17 protein-coding genes are annotated in these 16,240 nt (G+C 47.7%); 6 read left to right on the forward strand and 11 right to left on the reverse strand.

The annotated features are described in order from the left end of the window. Nucleotides 1–57: 57 nt before the first annotated feature. Nucleotides 58–1,518, reverse strand: coding sequence for a spore germination protein (locus ADU24_RS19645; protein WP_053368221.1), 1,461 nt, complete (start codon nucleotides 1,516–1,518; stop codon nucleotides 58–60). Between the two features lie 284 nt (nucleotides 1,519–1,802). After that, nucleotides 1,803–2,699, reverse strand: a complete 897-nt coding sequence (gene speD, locus ADU24_RS19650) for an adenosylmethionine decarboxylase (RefSeq protein WP_053368222.1) — start codon at nucleotides 2,697–2,699, stop codon at nucleotides 1,803–1,805. A gap of 229 nt (nucleotides 2,700–2,928) precedes the next feature. On the opposite strand from speD, the gene ADU24_RS23585 reads away from it, so the two are divergent. Together ADU24_RS23585 and ADU24_RS23590 are read left to right on the forward strand one after the other, a co-directional pair. Then, nucleotides 2,929–3,390, forward strand: a complete 462-nt coding sequence (locus ADU24_RS23585; RefSeq protein ID WP_442853745.1) for a PCYCGC motif-containing (lipo)protein — start codon at nucleotides 2,929–2,931, stop codon at nucleotides 3,388–3,390. A 284-nt stretch (nucleotides 3,391–3,674) separates the two neighbouring features. Next, complete coding sequence (locus ADU24_RS23590) at nucleotides 3,675–4,127, forward strand: PCYCGC motif-containing (lipo)protein (RefSeq protein ID WP_269432244.1); 453 nt, start codon at nucleotides 3,675–3,677, stop codon at nucleotides 4,125–4,127. A gap of 246 nt (nucleotides 4,128–4,373) precedes the next feature. Here the strand turns inward: ADU24_RS23590 and ADU24_RS19670 are convergent, their stop codons facing one another. From ADU24_RS19670 to ADU24_RS19685, 4 genes are all read right to left on the reverse strand, one after another. Next, nucleotides 4,374–4,706 carry a four-helix bundle copper-binding protein gene (locus ADU24_RS19670; RefSeq protein WP_053368226.1) on the reverse strand — a complete coding sequence of 111 codons (333 nt, stop codon included), beginning with the start codon at nucleotides 4,704–4,706 and terminating at the stop codon, nucleotides 4,374–4,376. A 137-nt stretch (nucleotides 4,707–4,843) separates the two neighbouring features. Further along, a complete protein-coding gene (locus ADU24_RS19675; RefSeq protein ID WP_053368227.1) occupies nucleotides 4,844–5,782 on the reverse strand; it encodes a F510_1955 family glycosylhydrolase in 939 nt (312 codons plus the stop codon). A 22-nt stretch (nucleotides 5,783–5,804) separates the two neighbouring features. Continuing rightward, a complete protein-coding gene (locus ADU24_RS19680) occupies nucleotides 5,805–7,196 on the reverse strand; it encodes a 4Fe-4S binding protein (protein ID WP_231689651.1) in 1,392 nt (463 codons plus the stop codon). Next, complete coding sequence (locus ADU24_RS19685) at nucleotides 7,150–7,533, reverse strand: hypothetical protein (RefSeq protein WP_053368228.1); 384 nt, start codon at nucleotides 7,531–7,533, stop codon at nucleotides 7,150–7,152. Before ADU24_RS19685 ends, ADU24_RS19680 begins: the two co-directional genes overlap by 47 nt. A gap of 269 nt (nucleotides 7,534–7,802) precedes the next feature. Between ADU24_RS19685 and ADU24_RS19690 the strand changes: the two genes are divergently transcribed. After that, nucleotides 7,803–8,381 (forward strand): hypothetical protein, encoded by a 579-nt coding sequence (locus tag ADU24_RS19690; RefSeq protein ID WP_053368229.1) that lies wholly within the window; start codon nucleotides 7,803–7,805, stop codon nucleotides 8,379–8,381. 109 nt (nucleotides 8,382–8,490) lie between these two features. Here ADU24_RS19690 and ADU24_RS19695 read toward each other — a convergent pair whose 3' ends face one another. The 4 genes from ADU24_RS19695 to ADU24_RS19715 form a co-directional block, all read right to left on the reverse strand. Next, entirely contained in the window at nucleotides 8,491–10,923 is a 2,433-nt protein-coding gene (locus ADU24_RS19695) for a heavy metal translocating P-type ATPase (protein ID WP_053368230.1), read from the reverse strand. A gap of 116 nt (nucleotides 10,924–11,039) precedes the next feature. Then, nucleotides 11,040–11,246: a copper chaperone CopZ gene (copZ, locus tag ADU24_RS19700; protein WP_053368231.1), complete on the reverse strand. Its 207-nt coding sequence runs from the start codon at nucleotides 11,244–11,246 to the stop codon at nucleotides 11,040–11,042. 27 nt (nucleotides 11,247–11,273) lie between these two features. After that, on the reverse strand, nucleotides 11,274–11,618 hold the full coding sequence (locus ADU24_RS19705; RefSeq protein ID WP_053369021.1) for a metal-sensitive transcriptional regulator: 345 nt from the start codon (nucleotides 11,616–11,618) through the stop codon (nucleotides 11,274–11,276). A gap of 374 nt (nucleotides 11,619–11,992) precedes the next feature. Continuing rightward, nucleotides 11,993–12,622, reverse strand: coding sequence for a nitrite reductase (locus ADU24_RS19715; RefSeq protein WP_053368233.1), 630 nt, complete (start codon nucleotides 12,620–12,622; stop codon nucleotides 11,993–11,995). Nucleotides 12,623–12,727: 105 nt separating this feature from the next. Between ADU24_RS19715 and ADU24_RS19720 the strand changes: the two genes are divergently transcribed. The 3 genes from ADU24_RS19720 (at nucleotide 12,728) to ADU24_RS19730 (ending at nucleotide 14,678) form a co-directional block, all read left to right on the forward strand. After that, a complete protein-coding gene (locus tag ADU24_RS19720) occupies nucleotides 12,728–13,171 on the forward strand; it encodes a hypothetical protein (RefSeq protein ID WP_156324644.1) in 444 nt (147 codons plus the stop codon). A gap of 333 nt (nucleotides 13,172–13,504) precedes the next feature. Then, on the forward strand, nucleotides 13,505–14,116 hold the full coding sequence (locus tag ADU24_RS19725; protein WP_053368235.1) for a hypothetical protein: 612 nt from the start codon (nucleotides 13,505–13,507) through the stop codon (nucleotides 14,114–14,116). Next, complete coding sequence (locus tag ADU24_RS19730; RefSeq protein ID WP_053368236.1) at nucleotides 14,109–14,678, forward strand: peroxiredoxin family protein; 570 nt, start codon at nucleotides 14,109–14,111, stop codon at nucleotides 14,676–14,678. The genes ADU24_RS19725 and ADU24_RS19730 overlap by 8 nt, the downstream gene beginning before the upstream one ends. A 72-nt stretch (nucleotides 14,679–14,750) precedes the next feature. Here the strand turns inward: ADU24_RS19730 and nhaC are convergent, their stop codons facing one another. Next, nucleotides 14,751–16,154 carry a Na+/H+ antiporter NhaC gene (nhaC, locus tag ADU24_RS19735; RefSeq protein WP_053368237.1) on the reverse strand — a complete coding sequence of 468 codons (1,404 nt, stop codon included), beginning with the start codon at nucleotides 16,152–16,154 and terminating at the stop codon, nucleotides 14,751–14,753. Between the last annotated feature and the right edge of the window lie 86 nt (nucleotides 16,155–16,240).

Genomic DNA, 16,240 nt, shown 5'->3' on the forward strand with positions numbered 1-16,240 from the left:
GCTCCACTGCCAAACCAAAAAAAAAGGAAACAGCACCAATATGCTGTTCCCTTCTCTTTACCTGTCCGGGTCCTTGGGCTTAAGGATTCTGGGGCGCTTGTGTTTTAACGGGATCGGCGACCGAAACAGCACGTCACGGAAGGCGCGGATATCAAATGGGATAAACGGCCATAGATACGGAACGCCGAAGCTTTTCATGCGCGCCATATAAAGAATGACGAGCGTGAACCCGACGACGAGCCCAAATGTATGGAACAAGGCGGTTACGATTAGTAAAAATAGCCGGACAAGCCGGTTGGCAAGGCTCAATTCATAGCTGGGGGTCGCGAATGTGCCAATGGCTGCGAGCGCCAAATACAGGATGACCTCGTTCGTCAAAAGTCCAACTTCGACGGCGACCTGCCCGATCATTAGTGCGGCGACAAGTCCCAGAGCCGTCGCAAGCGAGGTCGGTGTATGGATCGCCGCCATCCGCAGCATGTCGATTCCAAGTTCAATCATAAAAAATTGCAGGAACAATGGTATTTTGCCAGGGTCATTCGGCCCGATGAATTTCATGCTTTTCGGCACAAGGCTCGGGTCAATCGTGAGCAAATACCAAAGCGGAAGCAAAAATAGGGATGCCCATACCGCAACAAACCGTACAATCCGCAAATAGGCACCGACAAGCGGCTTGTTTCTGTATTCTTCTACGTGCTGGAGATGGTGCCAATACGTTGTCGGCGTAATCAACACGCTTGGCGACCCGTCAACGAGGACGCAAACATGCCCTTCGTACAGGTGAACCGCAGTTGTATCCGGCCTCTCCGTGTATCTTACCGCGGGGAATGGGTTCAAATAGCTGCCGGTAATGAATTCTTCAATTGTTTTCTCAGCCATTGGCAGCCCGTCCGTATCGATGCTGGACAGCTTATTCTTAATCTTATCGACAAGCTCCCCATCGGCGATGTCCTCGATATAGCAAATGATCATGTCGGTTTTTGAGCGCCGCCCTGCCTGGATGTACTCCATCCTGAGCGTCCGGTCGCGCACCCGCCTTCTGATTAGAGCCGTATTGAACACGATCGTTTCAACAAAACCATCTCGTGACCCTCGCACGACCCTCTCCATGTCAGGTTCTTCAGGCCCCCTGACCGGATATGTCCTTGCATCGATTAGAATAACTTCGGATGCCCCGTCAACAACTAGCGCGGTCGGGCCCGCGAGCACCATGTCTACAGCCTTGTCGAGGTCATCTGTCGCTTCAAGCTCGATGTATGGGAGGTACGACTTCATGAGCTGTTTTATGGTCACGCTTTCAAGCTGGTCCTCCTTCAAATTCGCCATGAACTTCAAAAGGAGATGGAGCATGTCGTCCTTGACCAAGCCGTCAACCATGAACAGCGCCATTTTCCGGCCCGCATACTCGACTTCCAGATGGATGACGTCGAAGCTTTTGCCTACCCCAAGCTCTTTTTTAAAAAAATCCACATTCGCCCCAAGGCTAGTGCTTACTTTATTTTTCACGTCCTCTTTCATTTTCCACCTCGGCACCCACTGCCCGTTCTTCCATAATATACATACCATCTTAGCCATCGGGCCGGCCGTTCATACTTTATCGGCCGATCGGGCTAACGCTGAAAATCACGAAACATATCCGATAGAGGAGATGAATGGCGTGGGTGCGGTTAGGTATGAGTCCCGTTTAGGGATTGTTGGCGGGAGTTAGGCGGGGTTTGCGGGGAGGTATTTAACCTTAGGTTCCAAGAGCCGTATGGCAGTGGCATTCATTTCGGGTTGAAAAATAGACCGGCAAGGCAGCCTTATTCAGGCTCCTTGCCGGTCTGTTTCTTTTGTACTTCCTGCTCGAGATTGTCGCGGAAGGCCTTTTCAGCATTTTTAACAAAGCTGCCCTGGTAAATATTTTTCCCGTAAAAAATTTCATCCATTTCCCACTTGATGCTCTCGGTGATTTCCTGGCGCTGCTCTTCCGTAAGCTTGTCCTTTGTATAGCCGAACAGATAATTGTTCAGGTCGAACTCGCGCAGCTTACATTTCGTGTGGAAAATATGCTCCTGGTACACATTTACGTCAATCATATCGTAACGGTCGATTACTTCATCGGGAATATAATTCTGAATGGATGAAATCTCATGGTCGATGAACAGCTTGTACCCTTCCTTGTCGCGCGTAAACCCGCGGACCCGGTAATCCATCGTCATTACATCGGTTTCGAATGAATGGATCAGGTAGTTCAACGCTTTTAACGGCGAAATTTCCCCGCACGTCGATACGTCAATATCCGCGCGGAAAGTACTGATTCCTTCATCCGGATGGTACTCTGGATACGTATGGACAGTGATATGGCTTTTGTCGAGTGCTAGCGTAACAGCGGATGGCAGCGGACCGGGAGACTCCTCGAACACCTCGGTCGGCACCTCGACAACCGGACCCTCCGAGACAAGCATCGTCACGCTCGCCCCCTGCGGTACGTAATCCTGCTTTGCCACATTCAGCACATTCGCTCCAATAATGTCAGCGACATGCTTCAAAATTTTAGTCAGGCGATCGGCATTATATCTTTCATCAATATACTCAAGATATGCTTCCCGCTCTTCCTTCGTCTGCGTATAGCAAATATCGTACATATTAAAACTCAAACTCTTCGTCAAATTATTAAATCCATGCAGCTCCACCCGCTGCTGCGGCGTCAAATCCACGATGCAATCCCCCTCCACAAACAGTAAATATTGTTATAATACCCAACCTTCCAACGAAAAAAACAGAACTTTAAAACAGGGCGGTGCCTGACACCCAGGAGTGGCATCTCGGATTGCTCCTCAGATTGCCACTCAAGAGGTGGTGTCACAAAACGTTTGAAAAGGGTTAGGTTTCCATCATGGATTCCTTGTTAAAATATGTTTATACATTACTGAGAGGGAGAAGGCTATGAGGAATTTTAAGTATCTGCTGCTAATGTGTGCCATTCTTGCCATTGGCGTGGTTTCGGCGTGCAGCTCGGATTCGGCTAAGTCCGATGAGCTGAAGCTTGATTCGAAGCATGCGCCGCTGCCTGATTATGTCCTGGCAACCCCTGAAATGGTCCAGGAGACGTATGTAATGGCAGCCGAGTATCCGGAAGTGCTCGCATCTGTCCCTTGCTATTGCAGCTGTGGCGCAGGCGCCGGGCATAAGAGCAACCTCGACTGCTTTGTCAAAGGCATCGGAAACAATAATGCGGTAACAGAGTGGGATAACCACGGCACCGCTTGAGACATTTGTGTCAATATCGCCCGGGAGGCGGTACAAATGAAACAAGACGGAAAAAGCCTGAAGGCAATCCATGAATCAATCGTCGACAAATATTCATCCTATGGTGAGGGAACACCTACGCCGGTCCCAGCGGATTAATTCTTACTTGCTGAGACGGAAAATTTCCCAATCCTGTACTGAATGTTAAAAGCCTCTCTTCCTAGGGAGGCTTTTGTTTTCAGCTAGCAGATACCGCCAACCATGGCAAAATAAGTGCCGTTTCATTGTTCGAAATTCCTTAACCTTTTCTCGATACTTTCTGCACAATTTTCGTTCATTCTGGGATAGGGTTAATTCATCTTTACTTAAGGAACACACCAGGACAGAAGTTAAGCTTTTTCTGCTGAATTCCTACAAAAATAACCTACACGAAAGGGAGAACCATGAAAATACCACGTTATTTACTGCTTATCGCGGTGATCCTTGCCATCGGCGTCATTTCCGCCTGCGGCTCCTTGGATACCAAAAACTTAGCTCTTGATTCCAAGCATGCAGCCCTGCCGGATTATGTCATGAAATCTTCTAAAAAAATCCAGGAAACGTACATCCTGGCTGCTCAGTACCCAGAAGTTCTGGAATCTGTACCATGCTATTGCGGCTGCGCGACTGATGGCCATGAAAACAACCTTGACTGCTTCATTGGCGGGATGGATGGCAATATGGCCGTTACCGAGTGGGATCCCCACGGCATTTCTTGAGACATTTGTGTCAATATCGCCCGGGAGGCGGTAATGCTGAAACAAGATGGAAAAAGCCTGAAGGAAATCAACAAAACAATTGTCGACCATTATAAATCGTACGGTGAAGGAACGCCGACACCTGTTCCGGCAAAATAAGAACTGTTGCCAATTACATCGCCATCATTAAAGTGACAATGCCGCTCCAATTTCGGGGCGGCATTTTTACAATTAGGCATTCAAATTGGACTGTTGTTTTCCACTCTTGGCACATGCTTTCCGCTAATAAAACTTTACAATTGAAAAACTGTTGCCGGTACTTCCTTCGCTTAAGCCCACCTACTTCCTCTATTAAAAAAGGCATTCCCCGTAATCTTAAAAGGAATGCCTTCTGTAACATAATCCTTACGCTGCCATCTTCCTGCATACCTCGGCACAACGGAAACACGCTTCCGCACATCTTCGGCAATGGTCGTGGCGGCTGTGCTTCTGGCACTCTTCCCCGCACGCCTCGCAAATTTCCGCGCAAAGTGCGCAAATTTGTTTTGCAAAAGGGGAATTGGATTGCATTGCCTTAATGGCGAAAGCACATATATCAGCGCATTCCCGGTCAGTCCGGATGCAGTCTGCCATCATCTTTACATCCTCTTCCCTCAGGCACGCATCATAGCACGAATTACACGCCTCCATGCATTCAAAACAGGCATCAATGCACTCCTGGTACATTTGCGCTTCCATTCAGTTCACCTCCTTCGAGTCACTATTTTCAGTTCCCCATGTAAAGAAAGGCTAAACAGTGGATTCCATACGCGAAATGCATTTCAAAACAACCAGGGAGCCAGGTTATCGCTGGGTATTATTAGTAAAATGATAGCTTACTGGACAACGCCTTTATCCATCAATGGTTTCCAGTCCCCGCCGCCATCTTCTGTATAAAATACACTGTTTTCGAATGTTGAAATCGCGATTTTCTTTGAATCCTTCGGGTTGATGCCGAAATAAGCAACGGCATCCTGGCCAAGGTCAAATCCTTTGTCCGACCAGGTTTGGCCCATATCAGAGCTTGTCATGATGCCCGCTCCCTGGTTGGTAATCGAGTAGCCGATCAATTCTTTTGTTTCCGGAAGTACGCCGAACGCAGTAATAAGGCGGGTTTGGTCATATTGGCTCCATGTAACGCCGCCGTCCTCTGATTTCAAGATTCCGGTATCGGTACCCGCGAGCAGCACATTTTCGTTATCTGGCATCGAAACTATTGAATAAATGGTATGCAAATCCTGAGGGAGCCCGGACGACTTCAGGAGCTCCCAGTCTTCGCCCCCGTTTGTGCTCTTATAGATCCCTGCTTTATAGTTGCCGCTGTCCATCTGGTTTACTCCGTAAACGACATCGGGCTTGCTGAAATTTGAGGACAGGATGTGGAAGTCAACCTTGCCAAGCAATGAAATAGGCTCCCATTTTCCCCCGTTATTTTTGCTTACCATAAACCCAAGCGGATTGGGGAGATTGGATGCTTTTCCCGGATGCCCGCTTGAAATCATTGTCCCGTCGCTCATTACATTAAAGCCCATAAAATCAAAATCGTAGTTCCCTTTAAAGGTCCAGTTTTCTCCGCCCTCAGTCACCAGCATTCCTTCGTGGGTAGCGATGTAAATATTTTGGTCGGCAGCATAGGCTATTCCGTGCAGATGCTCAGCCTTAAAGCCTTTGCTAACTTTCTTCGCGCTGCCCTCTTCCTTTGATGAAGCCGAGCTGCATCCGCTGATGACCAACCCTATTGATAGCAAACCTGCAAGGACACTCAACTTTTTCATTCTAATATCCCCTTTTCATTTTTTACACCCGATGGCTCATCGGGAGCGAGAATAAGTAAATGTTAATCACCGCCAGCAAAAGCATCAGCCCATAGATTGGCAGCATGCTTTTGAAGGCTGCTTTATTGCCCATTTTATAAACAGTGAACATTGACCCAACGAATCCGACCGCGATAATGGCGTATTGAAGCAGCTGAACCGATGATGTAGGCAACAGGGCAAGGCTGCCGGGGTAATTTTCCACTCCCAATACGGTGAGTGAGTTATACCAAATTGCCTTTCCTTCCGTGATGACGTGGAAAAGGTTATGGCCAAGGTGCCCAGCAAGGTCCAGCGGAATAATCGCATAACCGAAGCGAATAAAGTTCCGTTTTACAGTATCAGCCATGCCCATTCTGCTTGCCAGCTTGGCGGTGCCAAGAAGAAGGACGATTGGCAACGCCATCGAAATGACATAGGCGATTGTAAAGTTAATAATATAGCTGCTTGTACCGGTAATGCTTCCTATTTCCCCGAGGATTTCGCCCCAAATTTCGAGCATTGTGATATTTTGAACAAAAACAATGCCCATGATAACCGCCGCCAGTGCCGCATGCTCCAGTTTCGGATTTTTAATAAACCACAATTCTTTTGTCGGCTTTCTAAAAGATAGCCGGATTGAATCATTCGGGCAGTTCTTGATGCAATTCGCGCATACATTGCACTCCGCGCTTGAATCCATCGTCCTGACATACTGGAACATCGGACAGCCTTCCGCCTTCTCGCTGCCTTTGAAGCAAGCTTGTGATTTGCACGATTTGCAAATATCCGGCGTGCCCCTCAATTCAATTGAACCGGCCCGTGAATAGTTTCCAGCCAGCCCGCCAAGGAAACAGAGAGTTTTGCAGAAGGTTCTTCTTTCATAATAGACCGATGTCGCAACAACCATTGTGACAAGAACGAGCAGCAGGTAGCCTGATCCTCTTGGGGACTCGACAACTCCCCAGACATGGTCGCTGTAGGTGATAATAATAAAGAAAATATCGATTAGCCATATCCCATATTTTTTCAGGAATTTCGGCATCGGCCTTTGGCTTCCAACAAGCTTCCTGACAATATCGCTTAATTTCCCGAACGGGCAGATTGCACACCAGAAGCGGCCAAGGACGATAAACAGGACGGGAATGATTGGCCACCAGAGGACCCACGTCATTGTCGTTCCAAAATTCTTCGAAGGATTCGCCGTTCCTGCAACAAGCTCGAAAACGATATAGGAAAATACGACAATGACCATCCATTGAAATATTCCGGGATACCAGCGGCTCTGCATGAATTTTTTAATCACCGGTATGGAGAGCAGATTGAACGGCTGTTTGGCCCCGTTTTCTTTAGTTGTAGGTGCGGGGAGGTTTTTTTCCGGAATTGCCATGTTCATCACCTTTCCTTCTGGACCATTTATTCCAGATGCCAATTAAAATGAATACTAGATTGATGCCGCCAAAAGTGCCGAGTATTTTCATATTAGGCGGGGTTTCAGTCACAGGACCGTGGCTATGGCTTCCACCCCCTGAGCTGCCATCATGTCTATGCCCAGTTGCTTCCTTGTTCCCCGATTCATGGCCCGAATGGGGAGAATCCTTTCCGCCATTCCGGAATTTCTGCGCCGCATTCAAAACATCCTGCTCATGGCTGTGCCCTGCATCCGCTGATGTGTTTAAACTAAAGGAAAAGATAAGCACCACAGCCGCCAACAAAGGTAACCATTTTTCCACTCGCCTCACCTCTGCAATTTATTTTTAATTTTCTTTATAGGTACACTGTAAGGAGAAACTGTGCAGATTGTTTGCTTTTTCTGTGAATAAAATGTGGAGATGGGCTTCGAAACAACCATTTGCCACCATTTTGTAAAAAATAGAGTTTTCAACCATTATTAAGTTATAAATAGAGAAAGGAAAAGCCCTATATCAAGAGCCTTGGCTTGTAAAAAACGAAGCATGTCTCGCGGCCGGCTTTCATATGTATGAACGAGGTGATGAAAGCCATGTCCATGTTGCTTCCTTTTGTGCTGTTTTCGCTTTGTTTTGCGGCTGTTGCTGCCGCCTTCCTTTCCTGGAAGCTCAAATCCCGGCTCGGCCATTCTGAAGGGATGGCGATGGCGATGCTGTTCGGGATGCTGGCGGGGTTGGCGGCAGGAACAGCGTTAGGTACCGTGTTTCAGGGGGATTTGTATACCGCCACGTTATACGCGGTTCTGTTCGGGGCATCAGCGGGAGTGGCAAGCGCTTTTCCATTAGGTATATCAGCTTCAGTTGAAGGGTTTGGGGCAGGCTTGATGGGTGGAATGATGGGGGCGATGCTTGGGGAAATGGTTTCTATTGCTCAATCTATAAAACTCGTGAACATCCTCCTTGTATTAACATTCAGTTCCCTTCTTTTATATGGAGTTCTTCCTTCAAGAAATGAATCTTCACTCCCTTCAAAAAGATGGTTATGGAAGCCCGTAACCGTGTTTCTGCTAATCTGTGGTTTACTCGTCGGCGGCAGCCAATGGGCCAAATACTCGGCGCAAAAAATGAAAGGCGATTACCAACTTGATAAACGGAATGAACATGATCACTAATTTCAAAAAAGGGCTAACTTTAAGATCCAAGAACCATTTTGCGTCTGTAAGGATAAAAAAGCTGATCCAGCCTCGCTGAATCAGCTTTTTTCATAGTATTTACTCAATCCTACAGCTTTACCTTCTGCAGCCTTAATGCGTTCAGTACGACGGATACGGAACTGAATGCCATCGCCGCCCCGGCTAGCCATGGCGCGAGGAATCCAAGCGCCGCTACCGGAATGCCGAGCGTATTGTACCCAAACGCCCAGAACAGGTTCTGCTTAATGTTTCGGATTGTCAGCTTGCTCATGAAAATCGCATCGGCAATGCTGTTCAAGTCGCCGCGGATGAGCGTAATGTCCGCCGCCTCCATCGCTACATCGGTTCCTGTTCCGATTGCCATACCGATATCGGCCACCGCAAGCGCAGGCGCATCATTGATCCCATCGCCGACCATTGCGACTTTTTTACCGGCAGCCTGCAGCTTTTTCACTTCCTCCGCCTTGCCTTCCGGAAGGACTTCAGCGATAACATCGTCAATGCCCGCTTCCGAAGCGATTGCGAGCGCCGTCTGCCTGTTGTCGCCCGTCATCATAATAACCTCAAGGCCCATATCCTTCAGGCGTTTCACCGCCGCTTTTGACGTCTTCTTGATCGTATCGGCAACGGCCACAATGCCTGCATACTCCCCGTCAACAGCAATCAGCATCGCTGTTTTTCCTTCCCGTTCAAGCTCTTCCATTTTCGGAAAAGCGGACAACGCACTAACGTTGAATTTTTCCATCAGCTTGCGTGTGCCCGCAAGCATTTCGCGGCCGGACACAACTGCCCTGATCCCATAACCAGGTATCGCTTCAAACGATTCGACCGGCTGCAGCGCAATCCCTTTTTCCAGTATTCCCTGGACAATTGCCTGTGCAAGCGGGTGTTCGGACTGCTTTTCCGCGGAGCCGACAAGAGTGAGCAGCTCAGCCTCCTCACTTGCTCCGGAAAGGATGACGTCAGTCAAAACCGGCTCGCCATTCGTAACCGTCCCTGTTTTATCCAAAACAACCGTTGTAATGCGGTGGGTCAATTCTAGATGCTCGCCGCCTTTGAATAAGATGCCGTACTCAGCTGAGCGTCCTGACCCGGCCATGATTGATGTTGGAGTCGCCAGGCCAAGAGCACATGGGCAGGCAATAACGAGGACAGCTATCATTTTTTCAAGCGCTTCGGCAAAATTGCCAGGACTTGCCCAGAAGTACCAGACAAGGAAGGTAACAACTGCAATCCCGACGACAATCGGTACAAAAATACCGGAAATTTTGTCGGCAAGCCGCTGGATTGGCGCCTTTGAACCTTGAGCTTCCTCGACCACCTTGATGATCTGCGCGAGAGCTGTGTCCTTGCCGACCTTCGTAGCTTCTATTTTAATAAAACCGTTTTTATTAATCGTCGCGCCGATGACAGAGTCGCCCACCGTTTTATCGACAGGGACGCTTTCGCCTGTCAGCATTGATTCGTCGATCGCTGATAGCCCCTCGATAATTTTGCCGTCAACCGGAATTTTATCACCAGGCTTTACGTGGATAATGTCGCCAACGAGTACATCCTCAAGCAGCACTTCCACTTCTTCCCCATTCCGCTCGACAATTGCCGTCTTCGCCTGAAGGCCCATCAATTTCTTGATTGCTTCCGAGGAACGGCCCTTCGCCTTTGCCTCAAACAGCTTCCCGAGGATGATGAGTGTTATCAGGACCGCGCTCGTCTCAAAATAGAGTTCGGGCATGTGCGTGCTACTTCCAAGTGAAGCGATAGCCTGATAAAGGCTGTAAAAATAGGCTGCCGACGTTCCGAGCGCCACAAGCACATCCATATTGGCGCTGCCATTTTTAAGCGCTTTGTAGGCGCCAATGTAAAACTGTCGGCCGATGATGAACTGGACCGGCGTTGCCAGGACAAACTGCACCCATGGATTCATGAACATGTCGGGAACATAGATGAAAGATGTGAACGAAAAGTGCCCAACCATCGACCAAAGGAGCGGCAGCGAAAGAATGAGTGAGATAATAAACTTGTTCGTTTGCCTTTTGATTTCCTTCTGGCGATGGTCAGCGGATTCCTTCTCGTTTTTCTCTTCTTTTAAAATCGCCCCATACCCAAGGGCTTCCACCTTTTTAATAATGTCACGGTCGGATAGGACGGATGGATTGTATTCAATAGTCGCCTTTTCAAGCGCCAGGTTCACGGATGCCTTTGTTATGCCTTCCATCCGGTTCAGCCCTTTTTCTATCCGGGTGGAGCATGCCGCGCACGTCATTCCGCTAATGTCAAATTCCTTCTTCTCGGCGACAACATCATAGCCGAGGTCACGGACCTTTTTTTCCAGTACTTCAACGTTGGTGACAGCCGGGTCGAACTTGACCGCCGCCCGCTCTAGAGCCAGGTTGACGCTTGCTTCCTGGACGCCCTCCAGCCTGTTCAGCCCTTTTTCAATCCGGATCGCGCAGGCCGCGCATGTCATCCCTGTGATTTGCATCGTTGTTTCCTTATTTGCTGTTGCGGTTGCTTGGCTCATGGTCTCAACTCCTTATACCCATAAGGGGTATATTTTAGTGAAAAAAGGAACGTGCCTGAACGAGCACGCGCCTTTACTGCGGATAATCTTCGAATCGGGAAATTCCGCTTAAACCCTTATACTACATCATAACCCTGGTCTTCGATTGTTTCCTTAATTTTGTCGATTGAAACGGCATCGCCCTTGTACTCGACGGCAACTGTCTTTTCCTTCAAATCGACAAGCACGCGCTCAACGCCTTCAAGAGCGCCGACGCTTCCTTCAACTGCTTTCACACAATGGCCGCAAGACATGCCTTCAACATTCAAAAGTGCTTTTTCCATGAGATAGTCCCCTCTCAAAATAATTTTTTATTTTTTCATAAGCCTTTGGATCGTGACAAGGAGTTCATCGACAACTTCATGGTCGCCTTCCTGGATCCGTTCAACGACGCAGCTTTTCATATGGCCTTCCAAAAGGAGTTTCGCGACGGAATTAAGGGCAGCCTGTGTTGCCGAAATCTGCGTAATGACATCGTCGCAATACGTATCTTTTTCAATCAGGCCTTTTATTCCGCGGATTTGTCCTTCAATCCGGTTCAGCCTCGCCACCAAATTGCCTTTCGTTTTTTCCGAATGGTGGCTTTTGCGGACGGAATCTTCGGTAGCGCAATGGTCTTCGGAACCTCGGCCAATTTCGGGTATGGCCTCATTCATTTGGACAGGCTCCTCCAAGCTGTTTTCCGTTTCAGGTCCAAGCTCTTCAGGATTTAAATGATTCATTCCATCGCCTCCTGATTAAATAGTACCATACCCCCATATGGTATATCAATGAGATTGTTTGTCAATTTTGTGGTAAAAATTCGACAAGCCTTAACACTTTATCTTTTCCCAAAAAAATTTGATTGTATGTTTTTAATGATATAAAAGAAAAGCCGTGAAACTCTGCAAAAAGAATGAACATTATGTGACATCCAGCTATGTAAAGGTATTTTCCTAAATAAAACAGCCGGAAAGCGAGCTTTCCCCTGCTGAATAACCCATTCAAAAACCCGGCTACCAATGCAGCCGGGTTTCTCACTTTCAGGCAATCATACTGTCTTTTCCTGAACAAGGCGGGTAACCTCATCGATTCCAACCCGTTTCAAAAACTTGTGAAAAGGCTCTCTTTTTTTACCGAGCGAGCCATAGATTTCGAGAAGATTTTCAACTGTGGCGTATAATTCATCCGGATTCAGCCTTTCCTTGAACAACGTTCCCGCTTCCGCTTCCGTCCCTTTTGATTTGCCGCCAACGTAAAGGTTGTAATGGTCATTTACTTTCATGACTCCAATATCATTGACCATCGGCTCCCCGCAGCCAACCGGGCAGCCGGTATAAGCTGGTTTCAGGGTGAAAGGAACCGGCGTCCCGGCAATCCGTTTATTTAGTTCAATCGCAACCGGCATGCCTTCTTCTATTTCCCCTTTGCAAAAATTGCACGTTCTCAGGCTTTTCACATAATTCCCCACCGGATAACAGCTTAGGCCCGCTTCTTCAAATTCCCTTATAATGGCTTCCTTTCCTTCCTCGGAAATTTCAATATATAGCTGTTGGAAGGTAGTCAGTTCGAGTTCCTCGTTTTCCCCTAGGTATTTCGCCAGGATCAGAAGCTGCTTGGCCGTCAGTTTTGCACCAAAGCCGATTCCGCCATTTACGGCTATCTTTATCTTTTTCTCCATGAGTTTCTCCCTTTAAGGATTTATTAAAAATATAAATACCCCTGCCAAATCTTTCTTTCTATCATTATATCGAAAGGGAGCGACTTGTAGTCAGGTTATTTTCCCGTGTCCGCTGAATATGATAAGCTATTGGCAAGGACTCTCACACCATTGTTCCTATCCAAATATGCTGATAATGAGGTGGCGGCGATGTGTGTTTCCAATAACGCGTTTGAGATGCAATCCTATAGGCTAAGTGAGGAAATCAGGAAGAACTCAATTTATACCCCTGTTGCTGTTGTGTACTCTGGAGGGAAACGGGTGAATTTCGACAACCCATTTGTATATCCGGTTGGTTTTATCGAAAAGTTGATCCTGCAGGATAAGGTAGGAAACATCTATGAAGTGGAACCCTCGGACAGTGGATTGAGGTTTGCGAAGGGTGAAATTAGCTATAATGACTATCAGCGGATGCAAAAGAAGGATGATCGAAAAGCGATTGCGCTGTTCGCCGGGGCTGTCAGCTCCTTGTTCATCATGGGCTGGGGAATTCTCCAATTATTCGGCTAGCTTTTTCCGTCCATGGGATGAAAGCTTGTTTTTAAAAATGGCCCCCGGCTTCCCGGAGGCCATCTATTATTATGAAAATAATTTATACACCAAGTAAACGACTCCTGCCAGGAGCCAGACATAAACACCTGGTCATATCGGAATGGTTCCTTTGCTTTTTCTGGCACCCTGACCGGATGCTTGCCCAAGGGGGATTCCTCAGGAACCTGTTTTTTGGCAATCTTCTTTTTTATTCAATTCCTTCTGCAACCTCATCCCTCCCAGCTTTTCTTATTTGCTTGATTATACCCCATGGGGTACAATAAGTAAAACAACACGTTTGGAGGCCAGTTCATGGATTTAATCACAATAGGAAAGGTGACCGTGCCGGCAGGTTTGGCCGCGGCAGTGGCGGCAGTTTTTCTGGCACCGCTCCTTTTGAAGGTTTTCGCAAAAACAAAGGCTGGCGATTGGTATTGGAATGCCTTCTTTGTTTTCTTCCTTGCCACAAAAATGACCTACGTCCTTTTTAATTGGCATATATTTAGTAAATCTCCGGTATCTCTCCTTTATTTTCATGGAGGCGCCAAAGGAATGTTGCTCGCCCTGTTGGCCGTATTTGTATACCTTTTCTACTTATATAAAAAAGGAAAGTCCCCTGGCGCAAGCGAATTTCTTCCTTTATTCCACTTATTTACGCTGTCATATTTTTTGATTCAGTCGGCATTAGCCAAGGGTTGGCTCGCCGCCGCTGTGTATTTTCTTTTGCTCGTGGGCACACTAGTTGTTGTTTGCCAAAAAAGGAAACCTGGTGTTGAAGCCTTTGTTATGCTGTATTTGGCGGAGCTACTTGTTGTGAGTATTTTTGGTTCCATCTTCAGCCCTGGCAATCTGGCTGTACTTGCCGCAGGACTTTTCCTCAGTTTAATGGCATACTTAACGATGGGGGGTTCGAAGCATGAATAAAAAAACATTTACAGGCATCATCCTCATTCTGGCCATCGCGATTATTGCGGTGAATATTTGGAAACCATCACTTTCATCCGGGGAGAAAAAAGCACCTCCAGCAGGCGATTCCGTGGCAAGCTCGAAGGCCGTTGGCACCGCAGCGGGGAACATAGCTCCGGATTTTGAACTCGCCCTCCTTTCAGGTGAAAAGGTAAAGCTTTCCGACTACCGGGGACAAAAAGTGATCCTTAATTTCTGGGCAACGTGGTGCCCGCCGTGCAAAGCGGAAATGCCCCATATGCAAAACTATTATGAAAAGAACAAAGACAAAGGCATGACGATCCTGGCTGTTAACCTGACCGCCCTTGACAAGGGGCCGGAAGCAATTAATACGTTTGTAAAGGAATACAACTTAACATTCCCTATCCCTCTTGATGAGAAAAATAAGATCGGAACACTTTATGAAGCAGTAACGATTCCAACAAGTTATATTATTGGCACCGATGGCAGGATTTCCAAAAAATACATTGGTCCGATGGATGAGGAACTTATGGACAAGCTTTTAAAAGAGGCGAACTGACCTTTTTTTAAAAAAACAGCCTGAACCGGATGCTTAACCGGTTCAGGCTGTTTTTACATATATAAACTTTGTTTATTTTTCTGGCAAAGCCTGTTTGGGCTGCTTCGGCAGGGTAAGGCCTGTAAAGCCATACAAAATGGTCAGGAGCGGCGAGAACAGGCAGAAGAAGGCAAACAGTGCATAATCCGTCACCGGCACGCCAAGAACCGATGCGATGAAGACCCCGCACACACTCCAAGGAACAAGTGGATTGACGACTGTACCCGCATCCTCAAGGACTCGTGAAAGGTGCTTTGGCTGCAGGCCTGCTTTTTTAAAATTCTCTTTAAACGCGTTCCCCGGTAACAGGATCGATAAATACTGTTCGCCAATCATGAAATTTAAAGCTATTGCCATGCCTGCGGTTGCGCTGATCAGCATGGATACCCGGACGAGGAACCGCTGAACAGCTGATAACAAAGCCGGGATGATGCCGAGCTTGAACAAGAGCCCTCCCATGCTAAGCGCGAGCAGGATGACGGAGATGCTGAACATCATGCTTTCAATTCCGCCCCGCGACAGCATCGCATCCACTTCCTTGATCGCGCTGCCTGACTTGTAGCCGGAGTAAAGAAGTCCAAGGAATCCTTTTCCGTCCACTCCTCCATTAATGATAAACGATACAAGCAACGCCGAAAGGGTTCCCGACGATAAAGTAGCAATCGCGGGCACTTTTTTCGCAGCGAGCACGGCAAGTATGGCAAAAGGCACGAGCGAGTACCAATGGACAAGGTTCAGGTCCAGCAATTCGGATTTAATAATGTCCATCTGTTTGATACTTTGATGGGTATCGTCAGGTGATATCAAGATGTAGACAATAAATGACAGAATGAAAGCCGGTATGGTTGTCCAGGCCATATTTTTGATATGTTCGAATAAATCCGCGCCGGCAACACTTGATGCCAGGTTGGTTGTATCGGATAAAGGCGACATCTTATCCCCAAAGAATGCCCCTGAGACGACTGCCCCCGCAGTGATGACGGGCGAGATCCCGAGCGCAGTACTCGCCCCTACAAAGGCGACCCCAAGTGTTGCGGCTGTCGTCAGCGAACTGCCGATACTAAGGCCGATGATAGATGTAACCGCAAAAACAATCGCATAGTAGAATTTTCCCGATACAAAATCAATGGCTAGGTAAATGAACGTCGGAATCGTTCCACTCGCCATCCAGCTGCTAATAAGCATTCCGATAAAAAAGAAAATCATCGCGGCGGCAATGCCCGATTTGGCCCCTTCCGCCATCGCGGCTTCAAGATCCCTGAAACTTACCCGTTTAATTGCCCCATACCCGAGCAAAAGGGCAATCCCGGAAATAATCGCGATTTGCGGGACGACCTCCATCCCAATAATCAGGTACCCGACAAGCCCCATCAATAGCAGCGTAATGATAGCGGCCTCTAGCGGCTTGATAGCAAGCTGTTTTTGTCCCTGCAGCATACAAACTCCTCCAATGAATTCGCTGGTTTCTCTAGTTGCACTTGGATTTCCCGCAACTCTTTTCAACACAAAAAGCCCTTTCACCG

Origin of the sequence: Bacillus sp. FJAT-27245 (assembly GCF_001273955.1) — a bacterium.
Lineage (GTDB): Bacteria > Bacillota > Bacilli > Bacillales > Cytobacillaceae > Bacillus_D.

Bases quoted from the DNA above. Each gene is read 5' to 3' on its own strand.
- ADU24_RS19645 (WP_053368221.1), bottom strand. From the start codon at position 1,518: ATGAAAGAGGACGTGAAAAATAAAGTAAGCACTAGCCTTGGGGCGAAT.
- ADU24_RS19670 (WP_053368226.1), bottom strand. From the start codon at position 4,706: ATGGAAGCGCAAATGTACCAGGAGTGCATTGATGCCTGTTTTGAATGC.
- ADU24_RS19675 (WP_053368227.1), bottom strand. From the start codon at position 5,782: ATGAAAAAGTTGAGTGTCCTTGCAGGTTTGCTATCAATAGGGTTGGTC.
- ADU24_RS19680 (WP_231689651.1), bottom strand. From the start codon at position 7,196: ATGAACATGGCAATTCCGGAAAAAAACCTCCCCGCACCTACAACTAAA.
- ADU24_RS19690 (WP_053368229.1), top strand. From the start codon at position 7,803: ATGTCCATGTTGCTTCCTTTTGTGCTGTTTTCGCTTTGTTTTGCGGCT.
- ADU24_RS19695 (WP_053368230.1), bottom strand. From the start codon at position 10,923: ATGAGCCAAGCAACCGCAACAGCAAATAAGGAAACAACGATGCAAATC.
- copZ (WP_053368231.1), bottom strand. From the start codon at position 11,246: ATGGAAAAAGCACTTTTGAATGTTGAAGGCATGTCTTGCGGCCATTGT.
- ADU24_RS19705 (WP_053369021.1), bottom strand. From the start codon at position 11,618: ATGAATGAGGCCATACCCGAAATTGGCCGAGGTTCCGAAGACCATTGC.
- ADU24_RS19715 (WP_053368233.1), bottom strand. From the start codon at position 12,622: ATGGAGAAAAAGATAAAGATAGCCGTAAATGGCGGAATCGGCTTTGGT.
- ADU24_RS19725 (WP_053368235.1), top strand. From the start codon at position 13,505: ATGGATTTAATCACAATAGGAAAGGTGACCGTGCCGGCAGGTTTGGCC.
- ADU24_RS19730 (WP_053368236.1), top strand. From the start codon at position 14,109: ATGAATAAAAAAACATTTACAGGCATCATCCTCATTCTGGCCATCGCG.
- nhaC (WP_053368237.1), bottom strand. From the start codon at position 16,154: ATGCTGCAGGGACAAAAACAGCTTGCTATCAAGCCGCTAGAGGCCGCT.